The following is an 18929-nucleotide window of genomic DNA, read 5'->3' on the forward strand; positions in this document are numbered from 1 at the left end:
TAAAGTTCTCCTTACTTTTATGATTTTCAATATAATTATATCACATTTTTATATTAAATAAAGTTTTTTTATTAGTATTTTTAGATATTAGATATAGTATAGATATAGTATATAAAATAAAAAAATTTTATATAACATGAAGAGTAAGAGTATAAAATACTAGAAGAAGCAAAAGAAATATAAATCTAATGAATATAATAAGGTAATAAGGGTGTATAATTTATCATTTAAATTACATAACATACATTATCGGACTATAAATTAATTTAAAATATAACATTATTTTTTTAATAATTAAATTAATTAATACGTCCGATAAAATACTTTATATTAATTATTGTGTTAATATTTCCAATCATTATATCATTTCATTTAATATATCATAATATATATATCATGCGTATCTTCTTTTTAACTTAAATTATACAATTCATATATCAATTCTTGTGGTATTTTCTCATCTAACTTCCACAAAATCCTCATTGGTTTATCTCCATAGCTTTTATAATAATTGGCTTTTCCTAGATAAATAAATGGATTTGTTTTATTATTATTCATAAACGCATATTTTCTTATAAATATGTGGACATTATACCCTAATTCACTATGGTTTGTGAACATTTTCCCGACACTTGAGTTATGGGCTGTTTTAGGTTGGCTTATCCATTGAATTAAGTTGTCAGCAAATAAAGAATTATCGTATTTTAAGTTTTCTTGTAAAATATGAGTTTTGTCAATTGTTGCAAAAAGACAAATATCCTTGTCTGTATTTGCATAACCTGCTCTCCAGCTTCCTTTTGGTACTTTGGAATCCAGTAAAATTTGGAGTTCTATTCTTTTATATTTTTTGTATGGAATCAGAATATTCTCATTAAATATCGATAAATTATTACTTCTCTTAAATTCTGACAATCCTAGGTATAGTAATTCTTTTAGACGAATCTTGAAATTATAATTTGAATTTTGAGAATTATCTAAATTTATAAGTTTTAAGTTTATTTCATTGTTGTTATCAATTTTATTTATACTTTGAAATACTTTTCTGTAATTTTCAGAGATTTTAAATAAATTATTATTTTTTGAATTTTGTTCTAAAATTTTATCTTCAACTAATTCTTTAAAAATACGATTTACAACGTATTCTTTTTCAAAATTGTCTTTAATATTAAAATAATTTTTGTACTCATTAATAATGATTTCTGAAGTTATGAACTCATTATTTATCAAATAATTTATAATTAAATACGTAAATGGCTCTACAAGTGTCAATTTTTTTTCTAAATATGCCAAAAATTCAATTTCTTCTGAATTTAAAGATATTTTATTCATTTTTAGAATTTCAGGATTTTCAAATTGTAACTGTGCATTATAAAATGAGCCTAATTTTAGGGATAATTCTTGAAATAATTCGATATTTGTATCAAAATCACTTACTTTTAAAATTTCATTTTCAGATTTGCCAATTTCTTCTTTATAATCTAAATACAAGTCTTTTAAAATATTTTTAGAGCTAAAGTTAATTTTTTCGATTTTTTCAATAATACGATTTTGACAAACTCTATCCAGCTCTACATAGCATGATTTTGGAATATTTGAAAATTGATTTTTTATTTCGTTTATAATTTTTTCTTTTTTAGTAAATAAAGTATCCTTGTTGTCAACTTCGTTTGAAAAATAATTTATTAGCAAATAATCTTTCTTATGATTTCCAATAAAATCAATAATTGTAACAAAATCTTTATTTTCAGCTTTTCTTAATCCTCTTCCAATTTGCTGTATAAAAATTGTTGAGGACATTGTGGGACGTAAGAATAGCAGTAAATTAATTGTTGGGATGTCAATTCCTTCATTTAAAATATCTACTACACATAAAATTTCAATTTTTTTATTTTTAAATTTTTCTAAAATTTCTGCTCTTTCGTTTGAGCTTGTATTTGCTGTGATTACAGCCGATTTATAGCCTTTGTTTGTAAATTCTTCTTTCATGAAAAAAGCATGCTCTATATTTTGGCAAAATGCGACAGCACTTAATTTGTCGCCATCAAAACCAAACTTATTGATTTTTTCAACAATATAATCGGTACGTGTGTTCAGTAATAAATTTTCTAATAATACCTTTTCATTATATTTCCCATTTTTGTAAGGAATATTATCATAATTAATCATGTAATCATTCACGCCAAAATAATGAAAAGGCACAATCAAATCCTCTTCCAAAGCCTCTTTTATTCCAATTTCATCCACAACATTATAGTCACAAAGTGAAAGAATATCCTTGCCATCCATACGTTTCGGAGTTGCTGTCAAACCTAGTAAAAATTTACTCTGAAAATACGATAGTGTATTTAAATAACTGTCTGACATTGAATGATGAAATTCGTCAACTATGATATAATCAAAAAAATTATATTTAAATTCATTGTAACAATTTCTTAATGATTGAATAGAAGCAAAAATCATTCTTTTATTAGTTTCTTTTAAGCCACCGTAAATTCTTCCAAATTCATTTTTATCGATTTTGAGAATTCTCGAAAAGACATTCATTGCATTTTCCAGCAATTCTTCACGATGAGCGATAAACAAAAACTTTATATTTGAATTTTTGGACTTTCCATCATTTGTTTCAAATATAAAATTTTTATTGTTAGAGTTAATTTCAAAAAATTGTTTTATATCCATTGCAGCAAGGTAAGTTTTTCCCGTACCTGTTGCAGAAATCACAAGACCCTTTTTATTTCCGTTTTCTCTTGTTTCCTTCAACTTTTCTAAAACTTTTTTTTGCATGCTGTTTGGAATAAATTCATCTCTTTGTGTTATTTTTGTTTTTCTATAATCAAATGTATTTTGTGTGTTTATAGATTTTTTATATTTTTCATATTCATCAATAAAATCTTCTGTTAATTCTATCGCTTCATTACTGTGCCACAATTTCTCAAATTGATTTAGTGATTTTTCATAAATATTAAAAAAACTGCTATCTGTCAGTTTTACATTCCATTCTTCTGCCGAATACAAGGCACTTTGGCTAATATTAGAGGATCCGATTATAACACTATGATATTTTTCTTTTTCAAACAAATATGCTTTTGTGTGAAAACTCTCGCTTGAATTATTATAAATCTTTACTTTTATATTTTTATACGACAATAGTTTTCGTAATGCCTTCGAGTCTGTAATATTCAGATAAACAGATGTTATAATTTCTCCTTGAATGCCTTGTTTTTCTAGTTCGTCCAAAGTGCTTATTAAAAGCTGTATACCTGAGTATTTTATAAAACTTACTATAAAATAGAATTTTTTACAGTTTAATAATTCCTGTTTTAAATAAATAAAAAAATTACGAAACTTTACTTTTTCGTTTATAATTAGTTCATTTATATTTCCGATTATATCGCTATTCTTTCGTTTTAACGGTAATTCAAAGTGAAAATCAGTATTTTGAATTTTTATTTTTTCTGATTCATCTGTAAACGCCCGATTTAATAAATACAACTGTTTTTCAGTAAATTCAATAACTTTTTGATAATCATTTTTTCCAATAAAATCAGAAATTTTTTCTGAAAAAGTTTCCAGAACTTCAAATTCTAAATTTTCCTTGTATTCAGTTATTTCTAAAAAATTATTATTTTTTTCTTCTGTATTTATTAAATTATTTGGCTCAGATTTTTTTACTAAAATACTCATTTTCACTCCATTTATTTTACTTTAATTATATTTTTTGACTTTACATAAATATTTTTTCAAAAATTATTCTTTTTCTAAAAATTCTAAAATTCGTTTATTTCCAGTCTTATGCTTCATCATCTTGAAGAAAATTCTAAACATTATAAGAACATCGTAATAACTACCGTGAAGCTGACTTTCTTCAAATGGGATATTATAGTAATTGGCACATTCCATAAGTTTTGGCCATTTGTAATTTCCGTACGAAGAACCGTTTACTTTAACGATGTCTATATTTGTTAGCATTGTATCAAATTGATTTTGCAGAGGAAAATCTACGAAGCTTCTGTCAAATTTTATGTTATGGGCTACAAAATGGTTTGTATCCTGACAAAACAAAAAGAAATTATCCATATCTTCCTTAAAAGTTAAAGGATATTCAATTCCTGTATTTTGAATAATATTTTTTCTTTCACTTAAAATTACATCATCTGTCAATCCGTTTACACTAACTGCCCCTTCGTTTAACTCCTCACCTTCATTTCTGAAATAAAATCTGTTAAATTCAGATACTTTTTTCCATTTATTTCTTTCTTCTCCAGAATTTTCAGAATTATAATTCACTTTTATTGCAGACATTGACAAAACAGAACTTCCCTGAAATCCATTTGTTTCCACATCAAAAAATATTATATTCTTATTTAGTTTTTTTTCTTTGTTCACTTTTTTCTCTTTTCCTTATATTTTTACACAAGATATAAAAAATTAATCATTTAGTTTTAATACTGATAAAAACGCCTCTTGCGGTATTTCTACATTTCCGATTGCCTTCATACGTTTTTTACCTTCTTTTTGTTTTTCTAATAATTTTTTCTTACGTGTAATATCTCCACCATAACATTTTGCAAGCACGTTCTTTCTAAGTGCCTTAATTGTTTCCCTTGCAATTATTTTTGTACCCAATGCAGCCTGTAATGGTATTTCAAACTGCTGTCTCGGAATTACATCTTTTAATTTTTCAACGATTGCACGTCCTCTGTAATAGGCATTATCTTTATGAGCAATGAATGAAAAGGCATCTACTGGATTTCCACTTACCAAAATATCCACTTTTACCAAGTCTGATTCCTTATATCCAATCATTTCATATTCAAATGAAGCATACCCTTTTGTACGTGATTTCAATTTATCATAAAAATCAATTACTATTTCTGCAAGCGGCAAGTCGTAACTTATCATTGTACGAGTTTCATCAAGGTAATTCATATTAAGGAAAGTTCCTCTTTTTTCCTGACAAAGCTCCATTACGTTTCCAACATAATCCTTTGGAACAATAATTGTCCCTTTTACATAAGGCTCTTCAATGTACTTTTTCCCTTCCGGAAATTCCGCAGGGTTGTCAATTACAATCATTTCCCCTTGTTCAGGTGTTACGTTATATTTAACCGACGGTGCTGTTGAAATCAAGTCAATGTTAAATTCACGACGTAATCTTTCTACAACTATTTCCATGTGTAAAAGTCCTAAAAATCCACATCTGAATCCAAATCCCAATGCAAGAGATGTTTCTGGAGCATAAGATAATGAAGCATCATTCAACTGTAATTTTTCTAATGCTTCCCTTAAATCTTCATAATCATCTGTTGAAACTGGATAAATTCCCGCAAAAACCATACTTAATGCAGGACGGTATCCTTCAAGAGCTGTATCTGTCGGATTTTTTACGTGCGTAATTGTATCCCCAACTTGTGTATCTTTGATTGACTTAATTCCTGTTATAATATATCCAACTGAGCCAACTGTCAATTCATCAACTTCCTTCATTTTAGGCGAGAAAATTCCAACTTCCAATACGTCAAATTCCTTTTCAGTAGACATAATCTTAATTCTGTCTCCTTTTGCAATTTTCCCTTCAATTATTCTAATGTATGTTATAACTCCTCTAAAATCATCGTAATGCGAGTCAAAAATTAACGCCTTCAAAGGATTGTTAATTTCACCTTTAGGTGCAGGAATATGCTCAATAATTGATTCCAGCAAATCTTCAATTCCAAATCCAGTTTTTCCAGAAACAAGAACAGCATCGTCTGCTGGAAGCCCAATAACTTCCTCTATTTCCAGCTTAACCTTGTCAGGATCAGCTGAAGGTAAGTCAATCTTGTTTATAACAGGCAATATTTCCAAATCGTTTTCCAAAGCCAAATACACATTTGCCAATGTCTGTGCTTCAATTCCCTGTGCAGCGTCAACTACAAGCAAGGCTCCATCACAAGCGGCAAGCGATCTTGATACTTCGTAAATAAAATCGACGTGTCCCGGCGTATCAATTAAATTTAACTCATAAGTCTCGCCGTTTCGAGCCTTATACTTCAACGTAACTGCTTGTGCCTTAATCGTTATTCCTTTTTCTCTTTCTAAATCCATACTATCCAACAGCTGATCTACCATTTCCCTTTGCGTTACAGTTCCTGTCTGTTCCAAAAGCCTGTCCGCAATAGTTGATTTTCCATGATCAATGTGTGCTATTATCGAAAAATTTCTTTTATTTTTTTGATCCAACATTTATATTGTTTCCTCCGTTTACTCGTTTATTATCTTCTTTATTATATTTTTAAAATGAGTAACTATTCTATCCGAATCTAGTTACTCAGCAATATGTATATTATATAATAATTTTGCATTTTTTCATAGTCTTTGTGAAAAATATTTTACCAAAATTCAGTTATTTTTTATATTATATTTTAATTTTTCGTAAAATTATAATAAAATCACTTTAAAACTGAACTTCAAGACCATGACTATTTTATTCAAACCTAGAGTTTATATAATATAGTACATTTTAAAATGGGAAATAAAAATTATATTAGTATCACTTAAATTATAAATTTATTTAACTTTTAACTGATTCCCAGATTGAAAAATAAAATAATTTATATTTGACAAAAATTCTCTAAAATATGATTTTGGTATTGAAATAAGCGGTGTTTTAGCAGGAAGTCCGTAAATTTCATAATTTTCATTGTTAAATCCAACTTTTCTAGCAATATTTTTAGAACGGAAAATATGATAATCATTCGTTACAATCAATACTTTAATTTTTCGATTTTTTTCATTATTATTTAGAACATTTTTACTATTTTCAATATTTTTTATCTTCTCAAGGCCAAATCTAAAATTCTCAACAGTATTCTTGGATTTATCTTCTAAAACTATTCTATCTGCACTAATTCCATTTTTCAAAAGTTCCCTTTTTATCGCCAATCCTTCTGCAACACCTTCATTTTTCCCTTGTCCACCAGTCGCAATAACCTTAACTTCTGGATTTTTTTTTAAATACTCCGTTGCAGCCTTTATTCTTTCCATAAGTGATTTAGTCGGATTTTCTCCTTGTACTCTTGCTCCCAGTATTATTACATAATCTACTTTTTTATTTTCATTTACGGCTTTTCTATCGGTTGTATATTCTTTTATTATAAAATATTGCACAAAGCAAAATAAAAAAACAAATAAGATAATAGAAATTTTTATTATTGTTATAATCGTATTCTTCATAAATTCTCGATTTTAAAAGTATCCTTTCTTAAAATAAAGGCTGTTCCATTTCTGAAACAACCACTATAAAATAATTATTCTTTCACGATAGCTGTAAAATCACTATAGTCCTGAACTTTAAAAACTCTTTTAAATATTTTATTATATTTTACAATAATTGTCAATTTTTTGTTTTTATTTTTTAATTGACATTTTGTACAAAAAGAACTATAATAAATTGTACAAAAACTATAAAGGAGTGATAAATATGTTAGCTGTAAGTTTTTCAACAATGAGAAGTAATTTAAAAAGTTATTGTGATAAAGCAGTGAAAGAAAATGAAGATGTAATTGTAACAAGAAAAAATGAAGAAAATGTAGTTTTAATAAATCTTGAAAAATATAATCAATTTTTGAAAGCAGTCCAAAATGCTGAATATCTTGCAAAAATAGATAGAGGATTTTCTCAGATGAAAAGTGGAAAAGGACAAGTTCATGATTTAATCGAGGTCGATGATGAATAAATTATGGACTGATGATGGCTGGGCAGATTATTTATATTGGCAATCTCAAGATAAAAAAACTTTAAAAAGAATTAACGAACTCATAAAAGATATTGAAAGAAATGGGGCATTGAATGGAATAGGCAAACCTGAAGCTTTGAAATATAGAAAAGGATTTAGTCGAAGAATTGACGAAACTAACAGGCTTGTCTATGCCATTGATGAAAATGGGGTTTTATGGATAATTTCTTGTAGAGGACATTATTAAAATTTTAATTTTTTACAATAAATTAAAAAGAGTGACACTTAATCCACTCTTTATTTTTTACACAAATATTTTAATTTACTGATTTTCAAATCCACCCGTATAAAGCTGATAATAAGTTCCTTTTTGTGCAATCAGTTCATCGTGATTTCCGCGCTCGATAATTCTTCCTTGATCAAGTACCATTATTACATCGGAATTTTTGATAGTTGAAAGTCTGTGGGCGATTACAAACACTGTTCTTCCCACCATCAACTTATCCATTCCTTCCTGCACGATTTTTTCTGTTCTTGTATCAATGCTTGAAGTTGCTTCATCCAGAATTAAGACTGGCGGGTCAGCGATTGCTGCTCTTGCTATTGACAATAATTGCCGCTGCCCTTGTGAAAGGCTGGAACCGTCACCGCTTAAGTAAGTGTCGTAGCCTTGTGGCAAGTGTTTTATAAAATGGTCAGCATTGGCAAGTTTTGCAGCTGCATACACTTCTTCATCTGTTGCATCAAGTTTTCCATATCTAATGTTGTCGGCAACTGTTCCAGAAAATAAGTGTGTGTCCTGTAATACAATTCCAAGCGATTCTCTTAAATCCTGTTTTTTTATTTTTTCAATGTTAATTCCATCATATCGGATTTTTCCGGAGTTAATATCGTAAAATCTGTTAATTAAGTTTGTAATTGTAGTTTTCCCAGCTCCTGTTGCACCAACGAAGGCAATTTTTTCTCCCAGCTTTGCATAAAGATTAATATTATGAAGTATTGTCTTTTCATCATTGTATCCAAATGTTACATCTTCAAAAACAACATCTCCCATTAGTCTTTCATAAGAAATCGTTCCATCAGAATGCGGATATTTCCAAGCCCATGCACCTGTGTGCTTCTCAGTTTCTGTAATATTTCCATTTTCATCAATATTTGCGTTTACAAGAGTTACATAGCCGTTATCTTGTTCAGGTGTCTGATCTAACAGGCTAAATACTCTTTGAGCTCCAGCCGATGCCAATATTACTGACGTTAATTGCTGTGCAATTTGTGAAACAGGCTGGTTTATTACTTTTATAAACTGCAAGAACGATACAAGTCCTCCGATTGTAAAGCCTGCAATATTATTAAACACAATTATTGAGCCAAGAACTGCTGTAAGTACAAAGTTTATATTTCCAAGATTTCCAACAGCAGGACCTAAAATATTTGCAAATTTCATAGCATTGTTCGCTCTATTAAATAGTGCCGTATTCAGCTTATTAAAACGTTCATCAGCTTTTTTCTCGTATGAAAATACTTTTACAACTTTCAATCCTTCTATCATTTCTTCCACATATCCATTAACAATCCCGATATTTCTTTGTTGAGCAGTATAGTTTTTTGAACTTTTTGAAGAAATAGTTTTTGTTGTAATAATCATAATAATAATCATTATTACTACGAAAATTGCTAGTGGAATATTTAATATAAACATTGAAATAAGAACACTTACAATTGTAATAATTGAAGATATTACTTGTGACAGGCTTTCAGCCATCATATTTCTTAAAGCGTCAATATCACTTGAATAAACACTCATTATATCTCCATGTGCATTTGTATCAAAATATTTTATGGGAAGCGACTCCATATGTATAAATACATCATCTCTTAATTTTTTTAATGTTCCCTGTGCAGCATAAATCATAAATATTTCATAAATATATGTACAAATTACTGATGCACCATATACAACTGCCATTTTTAAAATTAGGTTCACAAGCTCTTTGATAAAGTTAGGATTATTTTTACCAATGTTAGGAATAATGATTCCATCAATCAATTCTTTTGAATACATTGTCCCAATAACCATTCCAAATGAACTCAAGCAAATAAATACAATAACAAATAGCGTCTGTATTTTATAATGCTTAAACATATATCCTAATAATCGGATTAATCCTTTTATCTGATTTCGTGATTGCGAATTTTCAGCTTTTTTATTTTTACTCATTATTTGTCACTCCCTTCTGTCTGGGATTCATAAACTTCACGATATACTTTACTTGTTTTAAGTAATTCATCGTGTGTCCCTACTGCTGTTATAACTCCGTCTTCCAGAACCAATATCTTATCAGAATCTTTTATTGATGATACTCTTTGTCCGATAATAATTTTTGTAATGTGCGGTAATTCATTTTTAAATGCTTCTCTTATTAGTTTGTCTGTCTTTGTGTCAACTGCACTTGTAGAATCATCTAAAATTAATATTTTGGGAGATTTTAGCAAGGCTCTGGCTATACAAAGCCTTTGTCTTTGACCTCCAGATACGTTTGCTCCTCCACGTTCAATACGGGTATCATATTTTTTAGGAAATTTCTGAATGAATTCATCAGCCTGTGCCAATTTACAGGCATGTTCCATTTCCTCATCGGTTGCATTTTCATTTCCCCAACGTAAATTATCCTTTATAGTTCCTGAAAACAGCACATTTTTTTGAAGAACCATCGCTACATTGTCTCTAAGCGTCTTTATATCATAATCCTTTACATTTACTCCGCCAACCAAAAGTTCTCCATCCAGAACATCGTATAGTCTTGGAATTAACTGAACAAGAGCTGATTTTGCACTTCCAGTTCCCCCAATAATTCCAATAGTTTCTCCAGACTTTATTTCTAGATTTATTTTTGTCAAATTCAGCACATCAGGATTATTACTGTAACTGAAATCCACGTTTTTAAACACTATTGAACCATCTTTCACCTCTGTTATCCCATTTTCAGGATTTTTAATACTTGGCTCTTCATCTAGAACCATCACAATTCTATCTCCAGATGCTCTTGAAAACACAATATTTACAAGCATCATTGCAAGCATAAGAAGACTCATAAGAATATTGGTTGTATAAGCAAAAAGGCTTGTAAGCTGTCCTGTCGTCAGCTCATTTACAACAATCATCTTTGCTCCAAACCATGAAAGCAGTAAAATACACCCAAATACTGTTATTTGCATTACAGGAGATACAAATATTATAATTCTTTCCCCTTTTAATAACATATTTTTCAAATTTTCAGTAGCCTTCTTAAATTTATTAGTTTCATATTTTTCACGAATATACGCTTTTACAACACGAATACCATTAATGTTTTCCTGAAGGCTGGAATTTATGTCATCATACTTTTTAATTGCAGCTGTAAAAATCGGATGTACCTTAAAAATAACAAAGACTAAAAAACTTCCTAAAAACAAAACTGCAACAATAAATATCATTGACAACTTTGGACTTATCATAAATGACATAAATATTGCTACGCACATCATAAGTGGAGCCCTTACAAATCCTCTGATTAACATTTGAAATGAATTCTGAATGTTATTAACATCTGTCGTAAATCTTGTAATCAGTCCAGCTGTAGAAAATTTATCAATATTAGTGAATGAAAAGGACTGTATTTTAGAAAATAAATCTTTTCTCAAGTTTTTAGCAAATCCAGCTGAAGCATAAGAAGCATATTTACTAGCTTGTATTCCACATAACAACGACAACATCGCCACTCCAAACGTTGCAAGTCCCATTATAACAATAAACTTCATATCTCCCTTGCCATCATTTCCATTCAGTCCACTGTCAATAATTACAGCCATAAGTGTTGGAATAAGCATTTCAAAAATAACTTCTATTCCAATAAATATTGGCGAAATTAACGCACTTCTTTTATACTCTCCAAGACGGGAAAATATTTTTTTTAACATATAAATAAACACCTCTTCCTTTCTTTATTTTTTCGTTTTTATTTAATACTTATACAAATTTAAAAGCACGAAACTTATTAAAGAAAATAAAAAAATCAATTTCATTAATAAATTTCAGTGCTTTCTATTTGTTATTAAAATCAAATAATTATGCTTAAATATCTAAATGTTCTATAAAATATCTTATCTGCAATTTCCACCAATACCAGTCATGAGCCACATCGTGTCCCCAGAAATCCGTCCATGCTGGAACTTGCTTTTCATAAAGAATATGAGCCAGTTCTCTGTTACTTGGCAGTAATTCTTCTTCCCATGCTCCCTGTCCAATACATATAATAATATTTCTCTTTCTATATATATCTAAATAAGGATGATTCCATGGCATATTTTTCAGAAAGTCAACAACAGAGTTATTATAAACCAAATCATCTTTATAATCTCCAAAAAACATTGAAGCATCAAACATTCCACTTAGTGAAATTAACGTTTCAAATAATTCAGGCCTACGGAAAAATAAAATTCCTGCATGTGCTCCTCCCATGCTGCATCCTGTAACAATAATATCACTTCTCCAAGAGATATCCTGTATTCTAGGAACAAATTCATTTGCAATAAAATTATACCATTTTTCCTGCATTTCTATTCTGTATCTTGGATTTCCATTAAAATCTGACCAGCTTTCCTTGTCAATACTTCCTACACAGAATAATTGCAACCTTCCTTGTTCAATATAGTCTGACAGCACATCTACCATCCCAAATTCTTCATACTGGTTACAATCTCCATCTTGTGAAGGAAATACCAGCACCGGCTTCCCAGCGTGTCCATATCTCTTGTATTCCACTTCCCGACCAAGATGATAGCTATATTCTTTTTTATATTCTATTTGCATTCTTTCTCCTTGTGATTTTATTTATTTTTATTCTTCTATTTTTTTGTGTACGAAATCTATAAATTCTTCCATTTCCTCTTTTGTTTTAAATTTTGCTGTGTACATATAGTTTCCCATTGCTCCTGAAAAAATATCTGGCATTCTTTCATCCATCACAATCGCATTTCCATATTTCTGCTTAATTTCATCGTGAGAATGAATATAATTTCTATTATCACGGCGACTTGCATAAACACAATAATTTTTTTCTATATCTTCATTTAATTTAGCCTTCTCGATTTTATCAAATGCAATCATATCAGCCCAGATTTGATAAACATCAGTATTGTTGGCGTAATTGTACATATCAGGTGTGTATCCTCCTGCAGGACGCATATTTGCTTCTAGTCCTACATAATCTCCTTTTTTACCGAGTCCTTTTTTATCTTTATTTAGTTTAAAAAATTCCAGATGCACAAACCTGCTTTTTACTCCAAAGCCTTTCACAGCTCGTCTTCCTGCATCTAGTAATTTTTCAGGCATTTCCTTTTCTACATAATAAAATACATCTAGTTTTTCATTTACAATATCCATAACAGCAGGCTCAACAATTCCTGTTTCAAAAATAGGATTTCCATTGGAATCAATAACTGCGTCATAAGATACTAAATCTCCGTCAACATATTCTTCCATAATATATTTTACATTTTCATTACGAGTTTCAAAAAATTCCTTCAATTCTTTTTCATTGTTAATTTTACGAGTATCGCTCGCACCGACACCATTATCAGGCTTAACAACTACTGGATATCCTACTTTATCAATAAATTTCTTTGCTTTTTCATACGTTGTAACCAATGAAAAATCTGCAGCTGGTATTTCTCCTTTTTTATATGCCTTCTTCATCTTAGATTTTTCTTTTATATTTTCAATTTTATCAGCTTTTATTCCAGTTCTAATATTAAAATCTGAACGAAGCCTTGCATCCTGTACAAGCCAGTATTCATTATTAGACTCAAGCCAATCTATTTTCCCATATTTATATGTAAAAAAAGCAACCGCTTTTAAAACTTCGTCATAATTTTCAAGGCTAGAAACTTTATAATACTCTGTCAAGTTATCTTTTAGTTTTTGATCCAATTGATCGTATTCTATATCTGCAATTCCTAATACATTTACTCCATTTTGTTTTAATCTATCGCAAAATTCACAGTTAGTTTTTGGAAATTGTGGTGAAATGTAAACAAAATTCATAATACTCATCTCCTTCGACTGTTAAAATAATTTAATTTCATAAACTTCTGTAATCCGCTTTTTTAGTGATTTGTATTATTATAACATAATTTTTGAAAAAATGTAAATACTAATCTTTTGTATTTTTTCTCATACTTAAAATAACAAATTTGCTTTTTGAATTATAAATAATAAAAAACTACACCTTTTATTTTGTTTTAGGTGCAGTTAACTTTTTATTTATTATTTTCCTTTATTATATTCTTCTAATGCTTTTTTTAACACTTTCATTCCATTTTCAATTTCAATCAGGTTATGTGTACAGAAAGAAAATCTCGCTTCCTTCGTACCTTTTCCTAGCGTTGTATAAAATCCAGGACCTGGTGCAAATGATAGTGTCTGATTTTCATATCTGAATTCTGTCAATAGCCAAATTGCAAATTTTTCAATATCATCTACTGGTAATTCAGCAATCAGATATAACGCACTGCTTGGTTTGTATGTTACAACTCCTGGTATTTTTATAATATTGTTATAAATCATATCACGTCTTACTTTATATTCCAGTTTCGTATTATCAATGTAAGTATCCAAAGTATTTATAAGATTTGTACTTGCATATTGCTCGATTGTTGAAACTGATAATCTTGCTTGGCAGAATTTTAGAGCTTGTGATAAAAAGTCTCTATTTTTTGAGGCAATCACTCCGATTCTTGCTCCACATGCACTATAATGCTTTGAAATACTGTCAACTAAAATTACTCTGTCTTTAATTTCAGGAATCGACATAAATGACTGATAACTTTTTTCGATTTCTTCATCATAAATAAATTGTCTGTAGACTTCATCAGTAATAATATACAAATCATGTTTTATTGCAATATCTCTTATTAGATCCATTTCTTCTTTCCTAAATACAATTCCAGTCGGATTGCTCGGATTTGAAAACATTATAGCCTTTGTTTTTGGAGTAATTAATTTTTCAATTTCTTCTCTTTTTGGCAAGTGATAATGATTTTCAATTGAAGTTTCAATCGGAACTAATTTTGCATCAGCAATTCTCAAAAAACTATCATAATTTGTATAATATGGCTCAGGAACCAAAACTTCGTCTCCCGGATTACAAATTGTTTGTAATGTAATCTGAATTGCCTCACTTCCACCTTGAGTAATCAAGATATCCTCAGGTAAAATATCAATTCCTACTTTTGCATAAGATTTTGAAAATGATTCTCTCAATTCCATTATCCCAGCCGAATTCGTATATTTAACAATTTTTTCCTTATAATTATTAAGTCCTTCAAAAAATGTATCTGGTGTCTCTACATCAGGCTGTCCTATATGCAGCTGATATACCTTCACGCCAGATCTTATAGCTTCATCAATATATGGAACTAATTTTCTGATTGGTGAATAATGCATATTTATAACTCTGTTTGAAAATTTTTTCATTTTTAATGTTCCTTTCTTATGTAATTAGATTATTTATTATTATATCTCTCATTCAATGCTTTTAAAATTGCAAATGTTTCTAAATCAAGTTTTCCATCATAGTTTGAAGGTCTAAAATGATACTGAAAAACTTTTATTACATTTTTTGTCTGCTCATCCCATCTTCCAGTAGAGCTAATTGTATATCCAAATTTAGAAAATTCAGCCTGCACTGTCGATGCTGGCAAAGTATTCCAAGTATCTGCATATTCAGACTCGTATGCTAATTTTCTTGCATTGTCATACCACATTCCTATATTGTATTTTTTGTATAATTCTTCCCAAGGGAATAGTGGACCTGGATCAGGCTTTCTTTGTGGGGCAATGTCTGAATGTCCTAAAATATTCGTTGCAGGAATTTCATATTTATCCGCCAAATATTTTACAAGCACTGCCACTTCCTTAATTTGAAAATCTTTAAATGGCTCAAAACTTCCGCTTACGTTTCCACTGTTAACAATTTCTATTCCAACTGAACTGTCATTTAAATTTTTACTTGTTTTCCATTCACTTACTCCAGCATGCCATGCTCTTTTGTTTTCATCTACCAAATAAAATACAGGATCATTTTTTTGATCAGATATTAAATAATGAGCACTTACCTCATTGTTTGTCAAAGCTCTTAAAGAACCATCTCTATTCATTGCAGTATAATGCAAAATTATGAATCTTTGTCTATAATTTTGACCTGTTGAAGTATATGAAGAGTCTATTGTTATTGAACCTGCTGTATTTTTAATTGTGTCAATTCCTCCTCTTGAAACATTTGTAGGATTCGTTTTCGGTTTATTATTCTCATTTCCGTTAGATTGATTTTTTGTCACATTTCCATTATCATCAACTTTTATTTCTATTGGCTTTTGAACGTCTTTTGAGACATTTTGATTATGTGCATTCAAAATATTTCCAACAGATAGTATTGATGCTAAAAATAACAATTTTGCTATATTTTTTTTCATTTTACTTATCTCCTCCTGCTTAAAAATTATTTTAATCAAATTTATTTTGTAACCTTTTCTTTGTAATGCCTATCATTATTATCTTTTAAAAGCAAGTAATAAATAATAGCCAAAATAGCAATAACAATTCTCATAATTGCAGTAACATTTCCGTCAAAATCAAGCCATATCATTATAGAAACTATAAAATTTATAACTGATACAATTATCAAAAATATATTTCTTCTGCTTGCAGCAATAAAACCAAATACTATTGATGAAAAAATAAACAAGACTCTCGTTCCACCAACAAGCCAAACATAAGAGTTTACAGTTGAAACTGTATCGTTAATATATGGCGAACTTTGCAAGATTACACGTGAAATATCTACACAAATTAAACTTATTATGAATATTGAAAAACAGATTATCAAATCTCTTATATCTTTTTTTACTTCTTTTTCTGCTATTTCTTTTTTATCATCAAATTTAATATCTTTATTTTCTAGATAAAAGACAGAATAAAATAGCATAATCCAAAAAATCACTTCCATTACACCAAGCCAAGTTGATATTTGGAAAAGCTTGTCATTTGTGTATTCATTGAAAATAGAATTATAAAAACTGTGATTTGCAAGTATATAGAAAAAAGATACTATTATTGCTACTACTTTTTTATAATAGAAAAACATAATTTATTCTCCTGAAAATTTGTTTATCCAGCTCAAATAATTTGAATCTGTAATGTTTAAAGCCTCTATATTTGCTTGAAAATTAACATCATCATCATATATTTTAAATATAATTGGTGCGAGTATTTTTAATGTCTGTGTCTCAAAAATACCGTGAATATTCATACTATAAATAAGAGGTTTCTGAAATTTTAATAATTGACTGTTAGTCTGTTTTATTTCATATAAAAGTGCTAATAAATTGATTTTCTTTAAATCATTGTTTCTATCTTCAAGCACTACATCAATTTGATCTGAAAGCAGTTTTTTATATCGCCAAGATTGATGCTCCTTGTGAGCCTTGCTTTGTATCAAGAATTTCATTTTAGGCGAAAATAAAATCAAATTATCCAAATTTTTCTCATATTTTATTGAAAAATCTCTTTCAAAGAAAGTGCTGACTGCTTTTAATAAATCATTTTGAACACTATAAATATTATTTCCATCATAAATTTTATTAATCAAAATAGATTTTTGTTCATTAAACGTGTCATAAAGATATATTTCAATCTCATATTTTTCTACATTTGGCATTTTTAAAATATTTCCAGCCAAAACAAAATTCAAATTATTATTCTGCTTTCTTATAAGTTTCATATAATCTGTACTATATCGTTTTTTAGATATAAATAAACTTTCTTTATTGTAAGCAATTGCTAACTGATAATTTAAATTTGTTTTATAATGAAGATTTTCATTTAAATGTAAAGGCAATGAAACTGCTAAATTTTCAGCCAGTTCTGATTTCTCACCTATTGATGTAAATGTCAGAATAAGAATATTGGGCTTCACACGTCTACTTTGATTTAGCATAAATTCAGGATGATTAAACTCATAATACCAGATAGGCTTGTTTGTTGAAAAAAAGTGAGTTACAGTATTTTCTTCTGTATTATTCCAAGTTTCAGCCTTTATTTTTAATTTCCAGAAATAATCTTCATAATACATAAACTTTTTATAATGTTCAATCCAAGGGAATTTAGATGTAAATTTACAAAGTTCCAGTCCTTCCTTATACATATCTTTTATTTTATAATATTTCAAAACATTTAAAGCAGTATAAGCATTGTGTTTTTCTGGATTATAATATGCCAGTACATACTGCTTGAACTCATCATAAAGTTCATTTAAAATATAAATACTTGATGTAATATACATTACTTCAGCATTATAACCAGATTCTTTCAAAGCATTTATCAAAAAATAATTACCACTTTCCTTATTACCTTTTTTAAAGTAAACTATGGCCTGCTTCATTTTTGCACGCCAATTTCCTGATATTTCAGAAAGTTTTTCAAGTTTGTTCTCATATTCTTCATTACTTCTATTTTTTACAATATCAAAATATTTTTTAAATGCTATTGATGAATTTGGGTTAATTTCAATTGCTTCATAATACTTCTTTTCCGCTTCAGCTGACTTGCCACAAAGCTCTAATGCTTCGGCATAGGCTATACAAAGTCCTTCAGTCAAATTATTGATATTTAGATTTTTTTCATATAGTTCAACAGCATTCTGGCATGACCCTGTTTTTATATGATAAGTTCCAAGTAAAATCAGTTTTCTCTCAAAATTTTCATCAGTTGCATAAAATCTTAATACTGCTTCTTTTACCTCTGGATAAACCCCTTTTGAAAATGCATCTTGAATTATCGGATATAATCCATCCATATTACTCCAATTTTTCTTTATAGCTGGATATAATTTTTTTTCAATCCAGTCTTTTTTGGGCATTTTAAATTCTTTTCCGAACTCATCATAGTAGGAAATATCTTTAAAGTCATCTGAGTAATTACCACTTTCAATCATTTCGGATTCATTATTTACAATATCGTAGATTGGTCTTCTAATCTGCTGATTATTGACGTTATTATTTATATTAACTTCTTGATTTACTGTCTTTTTATTTCTTTTTTTATCAGAAGATTTAAAAAAATTAAAAATCCCCATACATCCTCCTATCTAAAAAGTAATCTTTATAACTTATTTTA

Annotated in this window: 14 protein-coding genes; 2 read left to right on the top strand and 12 right to left on the bottom strand. The window is 28.8% G+C overall.

All coding sequences use genetic code 11. The features are described from left to right. Window positions 1–411: 411 nt before the first annotated feature. The 4 genes from ACEG17_RS08745 to ACEG17_RS08760 all read right to left on the bottom strand — a co-directional run bounded on the left by ACEG17_RS08745 (window position 412) and on the right by ACEG17_RS08760 (window position 7215). The gene (locus ACEG17_RS08745; protein WP_372583408.1) at window positions 412–3684 is read right to left on the bottom strand and encodes a DUF3427 domain-containing protein; all 3273 of its coding nucleotides are present in this window, start codon (window positions 3682–3684) and stop codon (window positions 412–414) included. 63 nt (window positions 3685–3747) lie between these two features. Further along, complete coding sequence (locus ACEG17_RS08750) at window positions 3748–4386, bottom strand: 3'-5' exonuclease (RefSeq protein ID WP_372583409.1); 639 nt, start codon at window positions 4384–4386, stop codon at window positions 3748–3750. A gap of 42 nt (window positions 4387–4428) precedes the next feature. Beyond that, window positions 4429–6225 carry a translation elongation factor 4 gene (lepA, locus tag ACEG17_RS08755; protein ID WP_021768582.1) on the bottom strand — a complete coding sequence of 599 codons (1797 nt, stop codon included), beginning with the start codon at window positions 6223–6225 and terminating at the stop codon, window positions 4429–4431. A gap of 324 nt (window positions 6226–6549) precedes the next feature. Then, entirely contained in the window at window positions 6550–7215 is a 666-nt protein-coding gene (locus ACEG17_RS08760; RefSeq protein WP_372583410.1) for a YdcF family protein, read from the bottom strand. Window positions 7216–7462: 247 nt separating this feature from the next. On the opposite strand from ACEG17_RS08760, the gene ACEG17_RS08765 reads away from it, so the two are divergent. Together ACEG17_RS08765 and ACEG17_RS08770 are read left to right on the top strand one after the other, a co-directional pair. Next, entirely contained in the window at window positions 7463–7717 is a 255-nt protein-coding gene (locus ACEG17_RS08765; RefSeq protein WP_372583411.1) for a type II toxin-antitoxin system Phd/YefM family antitoxin, read from the top strand. After that, window positions 7707–7964 (top strand): Txe/YoeB family addiction module toxin, encoded by a 258-nt coding sequence (locus ACEG17_RS08770; protein ID WP_328586175.1) that lies wholly within the window; start codon window positions 7707–7709, stop codon window positions 7962–7964. Before ACEG17_RS08765 ends, ACEG17_RS08770 begins: the two co-directional genes overlap by 11 nt. A 75-nt stretch (window positions 7965–8039) precedes the next feature. On the opposite strand, the gene ACEG17_RS08775 is transcribed toward ACEG17_RS08770, so the two are convergent. From ACEG17_RS08775 to ACEG17_RS08810, 8 genes are all read right to left on the bottom strand, one after another. Beyond that, complete coding sequence (locus ACEG17_RS08775) at window positions 8040–9935, bottom strand: ABC transporter ATP-binding protein (protein WP_372583412.1); 1896 nt, start codon at window positions 9933–9935, stop codon at window positions 8040–8042. Then, complete coding sequence (locus ACEG17_RS08780) at window positions 9935–11674, bottom strand: ABC transporter ATP-binding protein (RefSeq protein WP_372583413.1); 1740 nt, start codon at window positions 11672–11674, stop codon at window positions 9935–9937. Before ACEG17_RS08780 ends, ACEG17_RS08775 begins: the two co-directional genes overlap by 1 nt. Before the next feature lie 154 nt (window positions 11675–11828). Then, window positions 11829–12566 (bottom strand): esterase family protein, encoded by a 738-nt coding sequence (locus ACEG17_RS08785; protein WP_372583414.1) that lies wholly within the window; start codon window positions 12564–12566, stop codon window positions 11829–11831. 27 nt (window positions 12567–12593) lie between these two features. Further along, window positions 12594–13799 (bottom strand): ATP-grasp domain-containing protein, encoded by a 1206-nt coding sequence (locus ACEG17_RS08790; protein WP_372583415.1) that lies wholly within the window; start codon window positions 13797–13799, stop codon window positions 12594–12596. A 222-nt stretch (window positions 13800–14021) separates the two neighbouring features. Continuing rightward, window positions 14022–15230 (bottom strand): pyridoxal phosphate-dependent aminotransferase, encoded by a 1209-nt coding sequence (locus ACEG17_RS08795; protein WP_372583416.1) that lies wholly within the window; start codon window positions 15228–15230, stop codon window positions 14022–14024. Window positions 15231–15259: 29 nt separating this feature from the next. After that, window positions 15260–16228, bottom strand: a complete 969-nt coding sequence (locus ACEG17_RS08800; protein WP_372583417.1) for an N-acetylmuramoyl-L-alanine amidase — start codon at window positions 16226–16228, stop codon at window positions 15260–15262. A gap of 41 nt (window positions 16229–16269) precedes the next feature. Next, window positions 16270–16899: a hypothetical protein gene (locus ACEG17_RS08805; protein ID WP_372583418.1), complete on the bottom strand. Its 630-nt coding sequence runs from the start codon at window positions 16897–16899 to the stop codon at window positions 16270–16272. Window positions 16900–16902: 3 nt separating this feature from the next. Next, window positions 16903–18888 carry a tetratricopeptide repeat protein gene (locus ACEG17_RS08810; protein WP_372583419.1) on the bottom strand — a complete coding sequence of 662 codons (1986 nt, stop codon included), beginning with the start codon at window positions 18886–18888 and terminating at the stop codon, window positions 16903–16905. Window positions 18889–18929 lie beyond the last annotated feature (41 nt).

Source organism: Leptotrichia hongkongensis (genome assembly GCF_041538065.1).
Classification (GTDB): domain Bacteria; phylum Fusobacteriota; class Fusobacteriia; order Fusobacteriales; family Leptotrichiaceae; genus Leptotrichia; species Leptotrichia hongkongensis.